The following is a 15,143-nucleotide window of genomic DNA, read 5'->3' as shown; positions in this document are numbered from 1 at the left end:
TTGCTGTGGAGAGCAAGGTTAGGCCGCTTTTTGACTTGCTATTAGGACGATCTCCGCTCCCCGTCATTAAAATACTGGTGGATCCTTCCCACTGCCGATCACCGAACATGAAGTTCACGCTTGAAGTTCGTCAGTATTTCACATCCCCCTTCAGTCACCCGGATCGTCTCACTTGTCCCTACGTCGGCAAAACCGAACACCTTGACCAGAGAAGGAATGTGGAAGGTCATATTTGGAAGCAGCTCTCGGGTTTCTCCACGCTTAAAGGAAAGGATATGACCCTCGCCCCAATCCGGCGGAAAGCATACTCCGATCGAGTAGCCCGTTCTCTTGAATCGTCCCTCATAGCCGCCGTCCGTGACGGTGTTCGACCAAACCTTCCAAACTTCCTCCAAGGGGCGCCCAGGCCGGATGGCCTCGAGCATGTTCTCCAGCGCTTTGCGGGACACATCCTCCATGCGCTGTAATTCGCGGCTAACCGGTTTGACGACAATAGTGCGCATGAGGGCCGCACTGTAGCGACGGACAGTACCCGATGGCTCCAACAAAATCGGGTCGCCTTCTTGAATTTTCCGGCCAGCCCATGTTGCATGGGCGTAGCTGGTACGAACGCCTGACGCAACAAACGGCGGATAACCCGGATATTCGCTTCCGATGCTTGTCACGACGCGCTGAATTTCGGCAGCGATATCCTTCTCGCTCGCGCCGACGTGGATCTGGTTTATGCCAGCCTCCATACCCGCTTCAACGATCCGGGCAGCCTGACGAATATATTCGATTTCCAGGTCCGACTTTACCACCCGTACGCTTTCGACGATCATCGATCCGTCCTGGACTCTCGCGCTCTGAAGTCCTTCTCGGATCTTTTCATAGTGGGCGATTTTAGGGCTGCTGGAAAAACCTAGAGCCCGCATCCCTGCCGATCGATCTGCCGTCGCTTAGGACAGTGTATCGGCGCTGGGATGCCCCTGCAGACGGCGCAGGCAAGGTTCGTAGTCCGCCAACCTCAACAAATTGGTATTGGAGGAACTTTCCAGCAAGCTTAATGGAGCGGCCCCCTCGTTCGAACCGAGACAGGCAGCGGGTTGCATAAGGCACCAGCGGTCTCTGAACTCGTGTGGTGAGACGAAGCGGAAGCCGGAGTGCGGCTGGACATTTCGTGGTAGTCGTCGAGCTATTTCGGCGAACAGGGTCACACAGTCGGCGTCGGGCAGAATAACTTTCGGAGTTAGTCCGTTTCAGCGTTTTCACAGTGCCGCGGATATGCCGTTGCGTCGCGCACGGCAGTGAGGCGAGCCTGAGGCCGAGTGCCGCGGCAGCCGTCGCCGTGTCACGGGCGATGCTGCCTAAGCAAACGCAAATTCAAGGTTTCTGAATTCTATGGAGAATTGGAGATTACCGTTGAATTATGGGGCTACAAAGTAGTCTAATTCAGGCTGTGCAGTCGACTCGCGCCAAGAAAACCATCACGGTGGTGTTATCGACCAACCGATTAAGTCGACGGCACGCTGCAGTACAGCCTCCGTCTCAGCATGGCTCGGTGAAGCAGCGATGATATGTCCAATCCTGTCTCGGTAATCGCCTTGCCTGACGATCGGTGTCTTAGGTCCAACATAGAATTTGACCTCGGCGACACCTGATACTGCGGCTGCCCGACTGTCGCCATCGATCCAATCGAGAGTGCCATTGCGATCAGGAGCCAGAAACCGCGCGGCCGCAGTATTCGAATGCCTTCTGCGCAAATCCCATTCCTCGCCGATTGCAAGCTTGATGTGTTCGGTGATGAGATCGATACCGTAAGCCAGCTGAATCAGTTGGGGAGTGGTCCCGCCATGAAGCCGCGGATTGACTTCAATGACGACTGGGCCACGCTTCGTCCACCGGAATTCAATGCCCGTTGGCCCCCAGCCAAGGCCGAGAGCTAGCAAACAGCTCAGCGAAGCATCGGCGATAGGCTCATGCTCGTCATCACTCAGCAGTGCCGGGTAGGTGCCCCCACGAAAGACGAAATGCGGTGGAGGGCCTAACTCCCAGGTGCCAATTGCAACGACCTCCTTTCCCATTATTTCGGCGCTATACAAGGGGCCTTGTGCGAATTCTTCCACCAGTACCTTCGGCGGAGAGCGCCATATGTGCTTTCCGTCCAACAGATAGGCAGTATGTTCGGCCAACTCATCGGTGCTGCGGCACAATCGGACGCCCATGCTGCCACTGCCTACGGCCGGCTTAACAATCACCGGCAGGCCGATCTCGGCAGCAGAGCTTTCTACCTCCGCCGCATTCGTTGCCAACCGATAAGCTGGTATTGGAATGCCGGCCTCCGCGAGGAGCTGACGTTGAGTGAATTTGTCGCAACATTGTTCGATGGATTCGGGGTTCGGTCCCGGTAGATCGAAATGCCGGCAAAGCTTACCAACTGTCGCAGAGACCGACTCGTCGTGGCCGGCAAAGCCGGTAATGCCGGCAATGCCATACGTAGCTCGGAGCCGGGAACATTCGCGAATCAGCGCATCGAGATTGTCTGTATCAACACGAATTGCCTCTATGCCTTCCGCCGCAAGATATTCGTACTGAGCTGGATCGGTTGACAGGGTAATTGGATGAAGACCAAGACGCTGAGCCGCTTGGACGTAGAGCGGACCATTGCGCCTGTGACCTTCGATCAGGATGAGCGCGTTTCTTGCCATTGGCTGTCTCCTCGTCGTGTTGCCTCCTACCTACAGGAGCAAAAATCGGCACCCGCCCGTTCAGCTGTGCCTGACATCGGAAGTGATGTAGCATCGTTGACGATTTGCAGTTGCAAAGATTGTGTATACTTATGCAAAGGATCTGCAACGGTTGGGCTTCGCCCAAGGAAGCTACGGCAGACCGCACAGAAATAGCGTACAGCGGATTCTACCGGGAAGTGCGTCGGACGTGCCTGGATTGTCTGAGACGGTGCAGCTAAAATCCTCGCCCTGACCGACGCTCTTGGCAATCTCGTGCGCTTTCATCTTTTGCCAGGCAACCGATATGACACAGTCGGTGTTGCGCCGCTGATTGATGGCGTCGGTTTCGATACCATCCTTGCCGACAAGGCCTTCGATTCAAATTGGATCATCCAGGAGATGAACCAACGCGGAACCAAGATCATCATCTCCCAACGTCCGCAGCGAAAAAACCCCATCAGCATCGACGCCGAAATCTACAAATGGCGCCATCTCATCGAGAACTTCTTCGCGAAGCTCAAAGAATTCAAAGGCATCGCAATGCGCAGCGAGAAAACCGATCGCAACTTCTCGGCGATGATCTACGCATGCGCTGCCGTCATCAACTCCCGATGATTCTCAACAGCCCCTAGTCAGGATGTGATGCACCGTGTTGTAGACCGGCAGCTTCCACACGATAGCGCGGCCGCCCTCTCGCGAGTGGCTGACGCAAGGCAGCACGATGCCGTCGCTGCGCAACGAGAGGTGGACCTGGCGGATGCTCTGCATCTCAGCGAAGCGGGAGAACACCAGGCGATCGCCTCGCGCACGCGCAAATTGGCGTCCTTTTCGATCCGGTCGCGGCCCGCCCTCACATAGCCGACCGCCACTGTCAGGAAGAGTTCCCCCCGGCGCGCCTTCTGCTTCAAGGCTTCAATCGACCGGGCGCGCAAGATCGACAGCTCGAGCTCGCTCATCGTCCCCTTTCATGCCGAGCAGCAGCCGGTCATTGGGATGTCGCGGCTCATAGATGCCGTCCTCATCGATGATCAGCGTGCCGACGAGACCACAGAACTCGATCAGCGTGTGCCAGTCACGCCCATTGCGCGCCAAGCGTGAGGCTTCGATGGCAAGAACGGCACCGACCCCTGCCTTCGCAGATCGCCGCCAGCAGCCGTTCGAAGCCCGGCCGGCTGATCCCCGATCCCGAACGGCCGAGATCCTCGTCGATGACCGTCACGTCCGTCCAGCCAAGGGCGCGGGCACGTTCGGCCAACCCATATTGTCGCCGGCGGCTTTCGGGATTCTTTACAAGCTGGTCGGCGGTGGATTGCCGGACGTACACGAACGCCCCACGCGCAAGATGCTCAACCGTGATCTTCATCGTCCGTCTGCCTCGCCGGCAGGGTCGATGCGGACTCCTTCAGGAGCGCGCCGATCAGCGGCAGAAGCCGCTTCTGCCGCTCGGGCGGCAGCGGCATTCGCGGCGGCTCGGTGACGAACAGATCCGGTTGGCGGTAACTGGGCTGCCTGCGCTGCATGCTCGTCTCCTCCATGACATGAGTCGTTGCGCAGCAAGCATAGGCAGGCATCGAGTTCGGAACGGAGATCGCGCAGGCATGAAAGCGTCAGACGCGGTGTATCACTGACAGCCATCGTCGCCGCACTGTCCTACATCATCCAGGCCGGCACCACCGCCAGTGTGCCGTCTGGCTGCCGGATGATGAACGGCACTTCACCGCGATAGCGTTGTCGACCGGTCACCGCGACAGCTTCACCGCAGCGCGGATGAAAGACATAGCGGACAATCGAACACGGCAGCCCTGATAGCCGGCAGTATGAAGCTGTTTCGACCGGAACCGGCAAGTCGTGGCTGGCCTGCGCCTTCGGCCGGCAAGCGGCACGGCTAGATCATCCCGTGCTCTATGTGCGCGTGCCGCGCCTGTTCGAGGATTTGGCGCTCGCCCGTCTCGATGGCCGCTTCCCACGCCTCATCGACAAACTCACCCGCGCGCAACTGCTCATCCTCGATGACTTCGGAACCCACTCCCTCACCGACCAACAGCGTTTCCATCTGTTCGAAATCGTCGAGGAACGCTATCGCCGCAAATCCACCCTGATCACCGCCCAGGTCCCGGTGGCCAGATGGCATGACCAGAAGACCCTGAACTTATGACTTTGCGGCGCATTGTGGCCGCGATAGCCGGCGTCGGCGAGAACGCGGCTGATCTCGTTGCCGATGGTCTTTTCCATGTCAGGGATGATCGCTGCGAGCGTGTGGCCATCATAGGGATTGCCGGGCAGCGCTTTTACATGCAGGGCGAACTGGCCACCCTTTGAGCGCAATTAAATTATCTGTCGCAAAGTTTGGAAGTTCTGTTCGGCTGAGTGTCAGGAGGCAGTCCGTCCATCAAGGTTCGCGTGGTCTCGTCAAACAACGCGCATTGATCCATGTCTAATTCCCTAATCGGGCCGCAGCGCGCTAGAAGTTCATTCCCGCGACCTGGTGTTCAGGCATCGTAAGGGTTCGGGCGCGAGGTATGGAATCCACGCGTTACCGGGTCCATCTCGGCGCCAGATGACGACAATACACAAACTGAATTTGACGCAAAATTCCCCCCGATCCACAATCGCCTTAACGGTGGCGCTTAATGGAAAGGGCAACAAATTCGGGAACGTGATGGCGCTCAGTGTGCAAGCAATTCCGCATTTGATCGCCGGGTGCGTCCGTCGGAGTGTTAAGTTCAATAAGCTTACCGCGGAATAGACGCATTTTGTCCATACGTCCGAAAAAAATGGTACCGAAACCTGCAAAAAAATTCGCCACCAGCACGAAATTTTTGGGCTGGTAGAAAGAGTGGATCGACGCGCCACCAACACGAAAGGGGAACTGGAATATGACAATCTCTCGACGCGATCTCATCAAGACGGGCTTGGCCGCCGGAGCAGCTATATCGATCCCATCAGTTCTAAGGGCAAAGGCCGCGTCAGGTAGTACACCGACGGTGCGTATGGTCAAGGCAAGTGACCTGCGCATCTTCGATCCAATTTTTACGGCGACTAACGTCACCGCTGACCACGGCTTGGCGATTTACGATACTCTGTTCGGGGTGGACTCGAAGTTCATGCCGCAGCCGCAAATGGTCGGCAAGTGGGGCGTGTCCGATGACAAAAAGACCTACACATTCGAACTGCGGGACGGCCTAGCTTGGCACGACGACGCTCCCGTCACCGCGGGGGACTGTGTGGCTTCGATCCGTCGCTGGGGGCAAGTAGCTCCAGGCGGACAGTTGATCATGGAGCGCGCAAGCGACATCTCCAAGAAGGACGACAAGACATTTGTGATCTCCCTCAAGGAACCGCTTGGCATTCTGATCGATCTTCTGGCGGATCTGACACCGCCGTGCCTGTTCATAATGCGCGAGAAAGATGCCAGTCGTCCGGCAACCGAACAGGTGACCACGAATGTCGGATCGGGGCCGTTCAGGTTCAATGAAGCTCTCGTCAAGCCGGGCGCGAGCTACACTTACGATAAAAATGAAAAATACGTTCCTCGCAAGGAGCCTGCGGACGGATTGGCCGGCGGTAAGATCGTCAAAGTCGATCGTATAACCTGGGATAATATCTCCGACCCGCAGACAGCATTCGCGGCTTTGCAGGCAGGTGAGATCGATTACGTTGAGCAGCCGCCCAACGACCTATTGTCGGTCATCGAGAGCGATCCCAACCTTGGGGTCGATGTGCTGGACAAATCCGGCAAGAGCATGTTGCTGCGCCTCAATTGTCTCCAGAAGCCATTTGACAACGTGAAGGCGCGGCAGGCGGTGCTTCAGCTAATCGATCAGGAGGCGTTCATGAACGTCCTGGCCCCGAAGTATGGCCGCTCGGTCACTTCGATATTCGGTGGCGATACGCTCTATTCCAACGATGAGAATACGAACTGGTACAAGAAGGGCGGCGACCCAGAAAAGGCCAAACAGCTCTTCAAGGAGGCCGGATACGCGGGCGAAAAGATCGTGGTTCTGCAGGCAACGGATTGGGCGCCTAGCAATGATGGTTCGCAGTTGCTTGCTGCGGCCCTGCACAATATCGGGATCAATGTCGAGCTTGCGCCCAGCGACTGGGGTGGGCTCTCGACGCGCCGCGCAAAAAAGGATTCCGTCGAGAATGGCGGCTGGAGCATGTTCATTACGTCTGAGGTGGATTTCTCCCTCGCCAATCCGCTAGCTACCCCGCTTCTCCTCGCGAACGGAGAGAGCGCCTGGTACGGCTGGCCGAAAAATGATGAATATGAGGCGCTGCGGGCAAAGTGGGCAACTGTCGCAACGCTTGAGGAGCGCAAGGCCCTGGCGCGCCAAATGCAGGGGCTCTGGTGGGACTTCGTGGGTGATGTGCGGTTGGGGCACTATGTCTCGCCGATGGCCCGTCGCAAGACGCTTACCGGCCTTATCGGCATGCCGCAGGTCGTTCCGATGTGGAACATGCAGAAGGCCTGAGCACTGTGGCTGCTTACGTCCTTCGCAGGTTGGTTTCGACTATCGCCGTCATGGCGATGGTCGGGGTATTCGTGTTCCTGCTTCTCAGGCTGGCGCCGGGCGATCCGGCGGCGATGATTGCGGGCAAGTCGGCGACGGCGGAGATGATCGCCGGCATCCGCGAGAAGCTGGGACTGAACGATCCTATGCCGGTTCAGTTCATACATTGGTTGCGCGACATGCTGCGCGGCGATTTCGGCACCTCGATCTTTGCGGGACGACCGGTTCTCGAACTTATGGGTCAGCGGCTCGAGCCGACCCTTTCCTTGTCAATCCTGACTATGATCGTTTCGGGCACGATCGGCGTATCCTTTGGCATCTTGGCTGCGTGGCGCGCTGGCGGCCCAATAGATCGCGTCCTCACTGCCTTCTCGGCATTCGGATTTTCGGTTCCCGTCTTCGTTGTCGGCTACTTTCTCGTCTATTTCTTCGCAATGCGGGCACACTGGTTGCCAGTTCAGGGATACAAGTCCATTAGCCAAGGCCTCGGGCCCTGGTTTGAGCACCTGATCCTGCCAACGACTGCTTTAAGTGTTGCCTACATCGCATTCATCGCCCGGATTACGCGCGCGAGCATGCTGGAAGTTCTTTCTGAAGACTACATGCGAACGGCTGCCGCCAAGGGCGCTTCGTCATATGCCATGCTTTTCCATCATGCGTTGAAGAATGCCGGCGTCCCGATCCTGACCGTCATCGGAATTAGCTTCGCCTATCTTATCGGCGGAGTCGTCCTCACGGAGACGGTGTTCAACATACCCGGTATCGGTCGTCTGGTTGTGGATGCGATCAACAATCGCGACTATCCCATCATCCAGAGCGTACTCATCCTGACTTCGGGTCTGTATGTCCTTATCAATCTCACGGTCGATCTGGCCTACACGCTGATCGATCCCCGGATCCGGTACTGATATGACGCTCATCTCCGCACCAGTTGAAGCCGTGCCGATGGGTCGGCTGCAGCTATCCGATCTTCCGCGTCTGGCAAGGCGACACCCACTGGTCTTCATAGGCGGCGGCCTCCTCATCCACCTGATCATTCTGGCGGTCGCTGCCCCACTTTACGCCGGCGACCCGGTGAACATAAATCCATTCAAGCGCCTCCAGCCGCCCTCGGCCGAAATGTGGTTCGGGAGCGACAATCTGGGCCGGGATGTGTTTGCGCGAACCATCTTCGGCGCCCGGATCTCTCTCCTGGTAGGGCTGCTGTCGGCGGCGTGCGCGGCTATTGCTGGGCTTTTGATCGGTGTCATCGCCGGCTATAGCCGCAGCTTCGACAACGTCGTCATGAGGGTCATGGACGGCCTGATGTCGATCCCGACGATCCTGCTGGCGATTGCCCTCATCTCGCTGACGGGCCCCAGCATCGGCATCCTCATTGTGGCCATCGCGATCCCCGAGACGCCAGCCGTCGCGCGGCTGGTTCGTTCGGTTGTTCTAGGCGTTCGCGAGCGTCCCTATGTGGAGGCCGCACTCTGCGGCGGGGCGCGCCTGCCCAAGGTGCTCTGGCGCCATATCCTGCCGAGCACCATTCCAGCTCTGATGGTCCAGGGAGCTACTGTCTGCGCCAGCGCGATCCTGACGGAGGCGGGGCTGAGCTTCCTCGGCGTGGGCGTGCCGCCCGATATCCCGAGCTGGGGCAACATGATCGCCAGTTCGCGCCTGTATCTCGCTATCGCGCCATTGACGATCTTCGCCCCCGGTATCTGCCTTGCCGTCACCGTCCTTGCCGTCAACCTGCTTGGGGACGGCCTGCGCGACTTGTTCGATCCCCGCGCGAAGCGGAGGCGCTAACATGCAGATGCATCAAACCGCAGGCAACGACGTGCTTCTCGACGTCCGAAATCTGGAAACTCATTTTTACGGCGAAGAGAGCATCACCCGCGCCTTGGGCGGCATCAGCTTCCAGGTGAAGAAAGGCGAGACGCTCGGCGTCGTCGGCGAATCCGGATGCGGAAAGAGCGTCACCGCCCTCTCCATCCTTCGCCTGCTGCCGAAACTGACCGCAAGGACTATTGGTGGCGAGGTCCGCTTTCGCGGACGCGACCTCCTCGAGCTGAGCGATCGGGAGATGCGACATATCCGCGGCGACCAGATCGCCATGATCTTCCAGGAGCCGATGACGAGCCTGAACCCCGTCTACACAGTCGGCCACCAGATCGCCGAGGCGGTGCAGATCCACACCAAGGCCTCGCGGTCCGTTGCCATGGCGAAGGCCGAAGAGATGCTACGTCTCGTCCGCATCGCGGACCCCGAGCGCCGCGTCAAAAACTATCCCCACGAAATGTCAGGCGGCATGCGCCAGCGCGCCATGATTGCCATGGCCCTTGCCTGCTCGCCGGAATTGTTAATTGCCGATGAGCCGACGACTGCGCTCGACGTCACCATTCAGGCACAGATCCTGCGGCTGATCGTCGATCTGAAGGAGCGCATGGGAACGGCCGTCATGTTCATCACGCATGACCTGGGTGTGGTAGCCGAGACATGCCAACGCGTGATTGTCATGTATGCGGGCCAGATCGTAGAACAAGCGAACGTAATAGATCTGTTCGCGCGTCCCGCGCACCCCTATACCCAAGGCCTGATGCGATCGGTGCCTGACCGGCGGCGCGGCCGTCAGCGCCGCCTTCCAGAAATCCCCGGCATCGTGCCTAGCCTGCGCGAGCCCATTGTCGGCTGCAGCTTTGCGCCTCGCTGCCGTTTCGCAATCGATATTTGCCGCGAGAAGACACCGATCCTACGTGATATCGGGTTGAGCCACGCCGCAGCTTGCTGGCGCGCCGAAGAGGTGGTGGGCGCATGAGTGGTCCTTTGCTGAAAGTCGAGAATCTGACCAAGCATTATCCGCTCGGTGCGGGAATCTTCAAGAAAAGCATTCCGGTGATCCGGGCGGTGGAGGATGTATCCTTTTCCGTCGAGGCGGGCGAGACGCTTTGCATCGTCGGCGAATCCGGCTGCGGCAAGTCGACCGTAGCGCGGCTCCTGATGCGGCTCGTGCAGCCGACTAGCGGGCGAGTGCTGATCGACGGCACCGACATTGCAGGCCTCAAGAAACACGCTCTTCACGCCTGGCGCCGTCGGATGCAGATGGTGTTTCAGGATCCCTACTCATCGCTGAACCCGCGCCTTACTGCCGGGCAAATTGTTACGGAGCCTGTCGAGAATTTTGAACGTCTCAGCCGGAAGCAGCGCAACGCGCTCGCCGCGGACCTTCTCAGAAAAGTCGGAATGTCGCCCGAGATGATGCACAGGCTCCCTTCCGAATTGTCGGGCGGCCAGCGCCAGCGGCTCGGCATTGCCCGGGCCCTGTCGCTTAACCCCTCGCTCATCATCGCCGACGAGGCGGTGTCAGCCCTTGACGTGTCCGTGCAGGCACAAATCTTGAACCTGCTTCTGGATCTTCAGCGGCAGATGGGTATCGCCTTCGTCTTCATCTCGCATGACCTCGGCGTCGTAGAGCATATCGCGCATCGCGTCGCCGTCATGTATTTGGGGCGGATTGTGGAGCTCGCCCCGAGCGAGGCGCTCTTCGCGAAACCTGTCCATCCCTACACCGAGGCGCTTATCGCGGCTGCGCCAGTGCCGGATCCGACGCGGGTTCGGCTGGAGGTGCCCCTCGAGGGCGAGGTGCCAAGCCCCATCAATCCGCCGAGTGGGTGCGCGTTCCACCCGCGCTGTCCACTTGCCGTGGCGCGGTGCCGCATGGAGCTACCACCTTTGGTGCCGCTGGCAGATGGGCGCCTCGTGGCCTGTCATGTGCGAGCTCCGGCTACAGACATCCCGGGCCAGCTGGCTGAAGCGCCGAATGTCTCGGCCACGACAGTCCGGCGGTCCATTAAGCAGTCAACCTATTGAGGAAGCAGTGGAAGAAAATTCACACGACAACGGTTCTCACCCAGCCCGGCGGGCTGATGGCTACGATTCGGTCGGCTCGATCGAAACGAACGTTGCGGACGGCTTCACGATGGTGGCAGTCGGCGACCTCATCGTAGCCCGGCCGCTGATGAAAGGCCACCACCCCGGCTTCGAAGCAATTGCCGAGATCCTTCGCAAGGGCGATGCAACATTCGGCAACATGGAAACGCTTATCTTCGATATCCGGTCCTTCAAGGGAAGTCCACAGGCCGAGCATGGCGGTGCGTACCACATCAGCCTTCCAGAGGTCGGACCTGACCTGAAGACGATGGGCTTCAACATCATGGGGCGGGCAAATAACCATACACTTGACTGGGGCCTCGAAGGGATGCGCGAGACCGGCCGTATCCTCGATGAAAGCGGAATCATCCATGCGGGTGCGGGTGAGAGCCTTGCGGCAGCCGGCGCCGCCCGCTTTCTGGAGACGGCGCGGGGGCGGGTCGCGCTCGTGTCATTTACTACGTCCTTCACGCCGATGTCCCGCGCGTGCGATCCCGCCGGTGAAGCGCCGGGCAGGCCGGGACTCTATGCTCTTCGTTTGGCAGAAAGCATCGTGGTGCCAACGACGATGCTCGAAAATTTGCGGCAAGTGCGGGATTCTCTGCCCAATCCAAGTCCCGACTATAAGGACTTGAACCGGGTTGGGCTCGCCGGAGCGAGTTTCAAATCGGGCGACAAGGCCGGTTATAGCTACGAACCCGACGCGGGCGATGTCGCTGATATTCTCCGAAACGTTCGCCGCGGCAAGCAATTCTCTGATTTCTGCATCGTCACAAATCATTGTCACGAGCCCGGAAACTGGAGCCAAGAACCGGCGGATTACGAGCAATCCTTTGCGCGTAAGATGATCGAAGCGGGAGCCGATGCATATGTCGGACACGGGCCGCACCTGTTGAGAGGCATCGAAATCTACAAGGGCCGGCCGATCCTCTACAGTTTGGGGAATTTCTTCTACGACGATCTCCGGACGCCCGTGGGTGCTGACATGTTCGCCCTCTACGGCAAAGACCCAAGAACCGACACAGATGCCGAGGTGACCGTCGACGAAGAGACCAAAGGATATCCCAAGGCAGACGGCTTTGTGGGCGCGCTCGCCGCACCGATCTTCTATGAAAGCATCATCAGCGTCAGCCGATTTGAGAGAAACCAGCTAGCTGAATTGCGTCTCTATCCGATTGAGCTTGGCTATGCGGAGAGGTTTGCTAACCGTGGCATCCCGCGGCTGGTGAACGGGGCGCAAGCGAGGTCTATTCTGGAACGTTTGCAGAAACTCTCGGAGCCGTTTGGGACTAAAATCTCCATCAATGACGGTGTTGGAGTATTAAGGATGCCAGGCGCATCACTTTGATCGGTGATCAGCGTAGATTTCCGGCGATAGCGTTTCTCGAAAATTTCCAGCAGATCGAGACGCTGCTGGTCGGTCAGGGTGCTGCACCCGAGCAGCTTGTCAATGAGACGCGGAAAGCGGAGCCGGGCGGGCCAATGAGGCGATCTTCAGTGCCGAAAACTGGCCGACTTGGAATGGCGGCCGGCTTACGTCGGAATCTGCAGTCGAGGCTCAGAACGAGGCGATCCACGTCTTCGGCCCGCCCACGCCGCCGCATGGCGGGAAACCGCCCGCCGTAGTTTACTTCAACCGCATCGAAACTGATCAGCAGGCGCGGACAGTAGCTTAAACCAGCTAGAAATCTGCCCAAGGATCGAGGAGTAGGTCACTTGGCGCCAGCGCGAGCTGAACGCGTCGCCGGTCAGCTCTTGGAAGAGCACCTACGGTCTGCACAAAGGCTTTGGCCTGCTGCCGGTTTCGTGGACACCGAGATAAGGTGTTTAACGGAATTGGAGCGTTGGAAATGCAAAGAAAGAAGTTCAGCCCGCGAGTTCAAGCTTGAGGCAGTGAGGCTGGTGAAGGATCGGGGGCGTCGCGGTGACCCAGGCGGCCCCGCGACCTCGGTCTCCCGAGAATGTGCTGCGCAAATGGGTGCGCGAGCTATCGGCCGATCCGCAGCATGCCTTTCCCGGCCACGGACAGATGAAGCCCGAGCAGTTGGAGATCGACCGGCTGCGCAAGGAAGTCGCGAAGCTGAAGGCGGAGCGCGACATCCTAAAAAAGGCCGCAGCCTACTTTGCGAGGGAAGTGACATGAGGTTCGCTTTCATCGCGAGGCACCGGGGCATCTGGCCGGTGGCATGGCTGTGCAGTGCGCTGGATGTGTCCCGCTCGGGCTTCCATGCCTGGCTCAACCGCAGCCCCAGCGTTCGCTCCCGGCATGACGAGATCCTCGTTTCCAGGATCGACCGAAGCTTCAAGAGCAGCGACCGCACCTACGGCGCGCGTCGGGTCTGGCACGACGTTCTGGCAGAGGGGCTTTCCTGCGGCCTGCATCGCATCGAACGGCTGATGCGGGAGAACGGGCTGCGGGCCCGGTGCGGCCTCGGCGCCGCGGACTGCCGAAGGACACCGGAGAGCGAGCCGCCGTGTCGGCCAACCTCCTCGATCGCAGCTTCGAGGCATCGGCCCCGAACCAGAAGTGGATCGCGGACTTTACCTACGTCTTGACCGCCGAAGGATGGCTCTACGTTGCCGCAGTCGTCGATCTGTTCTCCCGTCGTGTCGTCGGGTGGGCGATGAAGGCCGAGATGACGGCGCAGCTCGTCACCGACGCCCTCATCATGGCGATCTGGAGGAGAGGCAAGCCCGACAGCCTGCTGCACCACTCCGACCAGGGATCGCCCAATATACGAGCGAGCAGTTCCAGCGACTGATGAGCTTTTTCTCGTCGCTCAAGACCGAGCGGACAGCCCGTAAGGTCTACAGGACGAGGGATGACGCGAGGGCGGATGTGTTCGACTACATCGAGCGCTTCTATAACCCTCGGCGAAGGCACTCGACGCTCGGCTATCTGAGCCCCGTCGAGTTCGAGGAACAAGCTATGCTAGCTTAACCTCGTGTCCGAAAAACCGGCTGCAGGCCCCTTCTCGACTTCTCGCGCCCAGGCAAGACATGCAATCTGCTTGGCGACTTCAGCAACATCCTCAGCGTGCCATGGCCGATCTTCGCCGCGAATTTAAAAAACTTTCAGCATTTCGAAACAAGAGTGTTGCATAGATTTTTCAGAACTTAACCCAAGAAACGAGCATTCCAGGAGATCATGGTGGGGTGTCGCTCAATTATCAGTGCCGGCTCAGAAAAGGTATCTTCCCATGCATATCCTGGAAACGCCGCGCCTCATCCTAAGGCCGCCGACGCGTAGCGACGAGCTACTGCTACATGGACTTCATAGCGACCCGTTCGTGGTAAACGCCATCAGAGATGGATTCTATCCGACGATTGAGCAGTCGAGAGCTTCACTGCTTCAGTTCATCAATCATTGGCAGCACCATCGTTTCGGCTTATGGATGGTGTTCGTCAAAGATGAAGGCCAAGCCAGAGAATTCGCTGGTTATTGTGGATTGACGTGCGGCGACCGGCATCTTCCCGAAGATCCGAATAACGTGCAAATCGTAACCTGCCTCCACCTTGCGGCCTCCGGGAAGGGGATCGCGGTCGAGGCCGGCAGGGCAGTAGTCCAATTTGCTTTTGAGGTCTTAAAGTTCGAGAAAGTGACTGCATTCATTCGACCAAAGAATGTGCGTTCGCTCATAAAAAATATGAAGATTGGCTTTTTATATATCGGTGAAACAGTTGACGAGAAAACCACGAGAATACGTTTAGCTGTTTATCCAACTACGGTCATAAAATCGGAGAATTTGCTTATTTTTGATAGCAAAGAGGCATAATTCTTTCGGAAGCAGTAGTGTCGTCAGCAGAAAAAAATTGTTTTGACGCTGCTTATACGTAGATGGGATTGGCGCAATCTTTGACACCCCTAAGAGACCACTTTGAAATCGACTGGCTGTGGGTTCCGTCTGAGGCTTGGTTATGATTCAAGCTGTGGATGTGGACAAAGCAGACGCGCCATCTTGTCATCCAGCCGAAGGTCCGCTCGAGAGCCCGTGCTCATGCTCGACCG

The 15,143-nt window shown here is 58.4% G+C and carries 14 protein-coding genes and 3 pseudogenes; 10 read left to right on the top strand and 7 right to left on the bottom strand.

Annotated elements, in window-relative coordinates:
• Positions 1-98 precede the first annotated feature (98 nt).
• Together AC0L14_RS25645 and AC0L14_RS25640 are read right to left on the bottom strand one after the other, a co-directional pair.
• A complete protein-coding gene (locus AC0L14_RS25645; RefSeq protein WP_473751139.1) occupies positions 99-821 on the bottom strand; it encodes a M24 family metallopeptidase in 723 nt (240 codons plus the stop codon).
• Between the two features lie 645 nt (positions 822-1,466).
• Complete coding sequence (locus AC0L14_RS25640; RefSeq protein ID WP_473751138.1) at positions 1,467-2,687, bottom strand: ATP-grasp domain-containing protein; 1,221 nt, start codon at positions 2,685-2,687, stop codon at positions 1,467-1,469.
• Between the two features lie 261 nt (positions 2,688-2,948).
• Between AC0L14_RS25640 and AC0L14_RS25635 the strand changes: the two genes are divergently transcribed.
• Complete coding sequence (locus tag AC0L14_RS25635) at positions 2,949-3,323, top strand: transposase (protein WP_473751190.1); 375 nt, start codon at positions 2,949-2,951, stop codon at positions 3,321-3,323.
• Positions 3,324-3,326: 3 nt separating this feature from the next.
• On the opposite strand, the gene AC0L14_RS25630 is transcribed toward AC0L14_RS25635, so the two are convergent.
• The 4 genes from AC0L14_RS25630 to AC0L14_RS25615 form a co-directional block, all read right to left on the bottom strand.
• Positions 3,327-3,497: a hypothetical protein gene (locus AC0L14_RS25630; RefSeq protein ID WP_473751137.1), complete on the bottom strand. Its 171-nt coding sequence runs from the start codon at positions 3,495-3,497 to the stop codon at positions 3,327-3,329.
• Positions 3,498-3,620: 123 nt separating this feature from the next.
• Complete coding sequence (locus AC0L14_RS25625) at positions 3,621-3,800, bottom strand: hypothetical protein (protein WP_473751136.1); 180 nt, start codon at positions 3,798-3,800, stop codon at positions 3,621-3,623.
• Positions 3,781-4,071: a recombinase family protein gene (locus AC0L14_RS25620; protein WP_473751135.1), complete on the bottom strand. Its 291-nt coding sequence runs from the start codon at positions 4,069-4,071 to the stop codon at positions 3,781-3,783. The genes AC0L14_RS25625 and AC0L14_RS25620 overlap by 20 nt, the downstream gene beginning before the upstream one ends.
• The gene (locus tag AC0L14_RS25615) at positions 4,055-4,228 is read right to left on the bottom strand and encodes a hypothetical protein (RefSeq protein WP_473751134.1); all 174 of its coding nucleotides are present in this window, start codon (positions 4,226-4,228) and stop codon (positions 4,055-4,057) included. Before AC0L14_RS25615 ends, AC0L14_RS25620 begins: the two co-directional genes overlap by 17 nt.
• A 311-nt stretch (positions 4,229-4,539) precedes the next feature.
• Here AC0L14_RS25615 and AC0L14_RS25610 point away from each other — a divergent pair.
• Positions 4,540-4,842: pseudogene (locus tag AC0L14_RS25610) on the top strand (ATP-binding protein); the annotation flags it as partial.
• On the opposite strand, the pseudogene AC0L14_RS25605 reads toward AC0L14_RS25610, so the two are convergent.
• A pseudogene (locus AC0L14_RS25605) lies at positions 4,788-5,030 on the bottom strand (IS5/IS1182 family transposase); the annotation flags it as partial. The pseudogenes AC0L14_RS25610 and AC0L14_RS25605 sit on opposite strands and share 55 nt — an antisense overlap.
• A gap of 554 nt (positions 5,031-5,584) precedes the next feature.
• On the opposite strand from AC0L14_RS25605, the gene AC0L14_RS25600 reads away from it, so the two are divergent.
• The 8 genes and pseudogenes from AC0L14_RS25600 (at position 5,585) to AC0L14_RS25565 (ending at position 14,910) form a co-directional block, all read left to right on the top strand.
• Positions 5,585-7,183 carry an ABC transporter substrate-binding protein gene (locus AC0L14_RS25600; RefSeq protein WP_473751133.1) on the top strand — a complete coding sequence of 533 codons (1,599 nt, stop codon included), beginning with the start codon at positions 5,585-5,587 and terminating at the stop codon, positions 7,181-7,183.
• Between the two features lie 5 nt (positions 7,184-7,188).
• Positions 7,189-8,130, top strand: a complete 942-nt coding sequence (locus tag AC0L14_RS25595) for an ABC transporter permease (RefSeq protein ID WP_473751189.1) — start codon at positions 7,189-7,191, stop codon at positions 8,128-8,130.
• Position 8,131: 1 nt separating this feature from the next.
• On the top strand, positions 8,132-9,013 hold the full coding sequence (locus AC0L14_RS25590) for an ABC transporter permease (protein WP_473751132.1): 882 nt from the start codon (positions 8,132-8,134) through the stop codon (positions 9,011-9,013).
• 1 nt (position 9,014) lies between these two features.
• A complete protein-coding gene (locus AC0L14_RS25585) occupies positions 9,015-10,022 on the top strand; it encodes an ABC transporter ATP-binding protein (protein WP_473751188.1) in 1,008 nt (335 codons plus the stop codon).
• The gene (locus AC0L14_RS25580) at positions 10,019-11,074 is read left to right on the top strand and encodes an ABC transporter ATP-binding protein (RefSeq protein WP_473751187.1); all 1,056 of its coding nucleotides are present in this window, start codon (positions 10,019-10,021) and stop codon (positions 11,072-11,074) included. Before AC0L14_RS25585 ends, AC0L14_RS25580 begins: the two co-directional genes overlap by 4 nt.
• Positions 11,075-11,081: 7 nt before the next feature.
• Positions 11,082-12,482 (top strand): CapA family protein, encoded by a 1,401-nt coding sequence (locus AC0L14_RS25575; RefSeq protein ID WP_473751131.1) that lies wholly within the window; start codon positions 11,082-11,084, stop codon positions 12,480-12,482.
• A gap of 502 nt (positions 12,483-12,984) precedes the next feature.
• Positions 12,985-14,075, top strand: a pseudogene (locus AC0L14_RS25570) (IS3 family transposase).
• A gap of 259 nt (positions 14,076-14,334) precedes the next feature.
• Positions 14,335-14,910 (top strand): GNAT family N-acetyltransferase, encoded by a 576-nt coding sequence (locus AC0L14_RS25565; RefSeq protein ID WP_473751130.1) that lies wholly within the window; start codon positions 14,335-14,337, stop codon positions 14,908-14,910.
• Positions 14,911-15,143 lie beyond the last annotated feature (233 nt).

It is taken from the genome of Mesorhizobium sp. WSM4841 (genome assembly GCF_055811515.1).
Note: the sequence above shows the minus strand (reverse complement) of the source record. Positions and strands in the feature narration are given on the sequence as shown.

Coding starts and splice junctions, on each gene's coding strand:
- AC0L14_RS25600 (WP_473751133.1), top strand. CDS start 5,585: ATGACAATCTCTCGACGCGATCTCATCAAGACGGGCTTGGCCGCCGGA.
- AC0L14_RS25580 (WP_473751187.1), top strand. CDS start 10,019: ATGAGTGGTCCTTTGCTGAAAGTCGAGAATCTGACCAAGCATTATCCG.
- AC0L14_RS25590 (WP_473751132.1), top strand. CDS start 8,132: ATGACGCTCATCTCCGCACCAGTTGAAGCCGTGCCGATGGGTCGGCTG.
- AC0L14_RS25585 (WP_473751188.1), top strand. CDS start 9,015: ATGCAGATGCATCAAACCGCAGGCAACGACGTGCTTCTCGACGTCCGA.
- AC0L14_RS25565 (WP_473751130.1), top strand. CDS start 14,335: ATGCATATCCTGGAAACGCCGCGCCTCATCCTAAGGCCGCCGACGCGT.
- AC0L14_RS25645 (WP_473751139.1), bottom strand. CDS start 821: ATGATCGTCGAAAGCGTACGGGTGGTAAAGTCGGACCTGGAAATCGAA.
- AC0L14_RS25620 (WP_473751135.1), bottom strand. CDS start 4,071: ATGAAGATCACGGTTGAGCATCTTGCGCGTGGGGCGTTCGTGTACGTC.
- AC0L14_RS25615 (WP_473751134.1), bottom strand. CDS start 4,228: ATGCAGCGCAGGCAGCCCAGTTACCGCCAACCGGATCTGTTCGTCACC.
- AC0L14_RS25640 (WP_473751138.1), bottom strand. CDS start 2,687: ATGGCAAGAAACGCGCTCATCCTGATCGAAGGTCACAGGCGCAATGGT.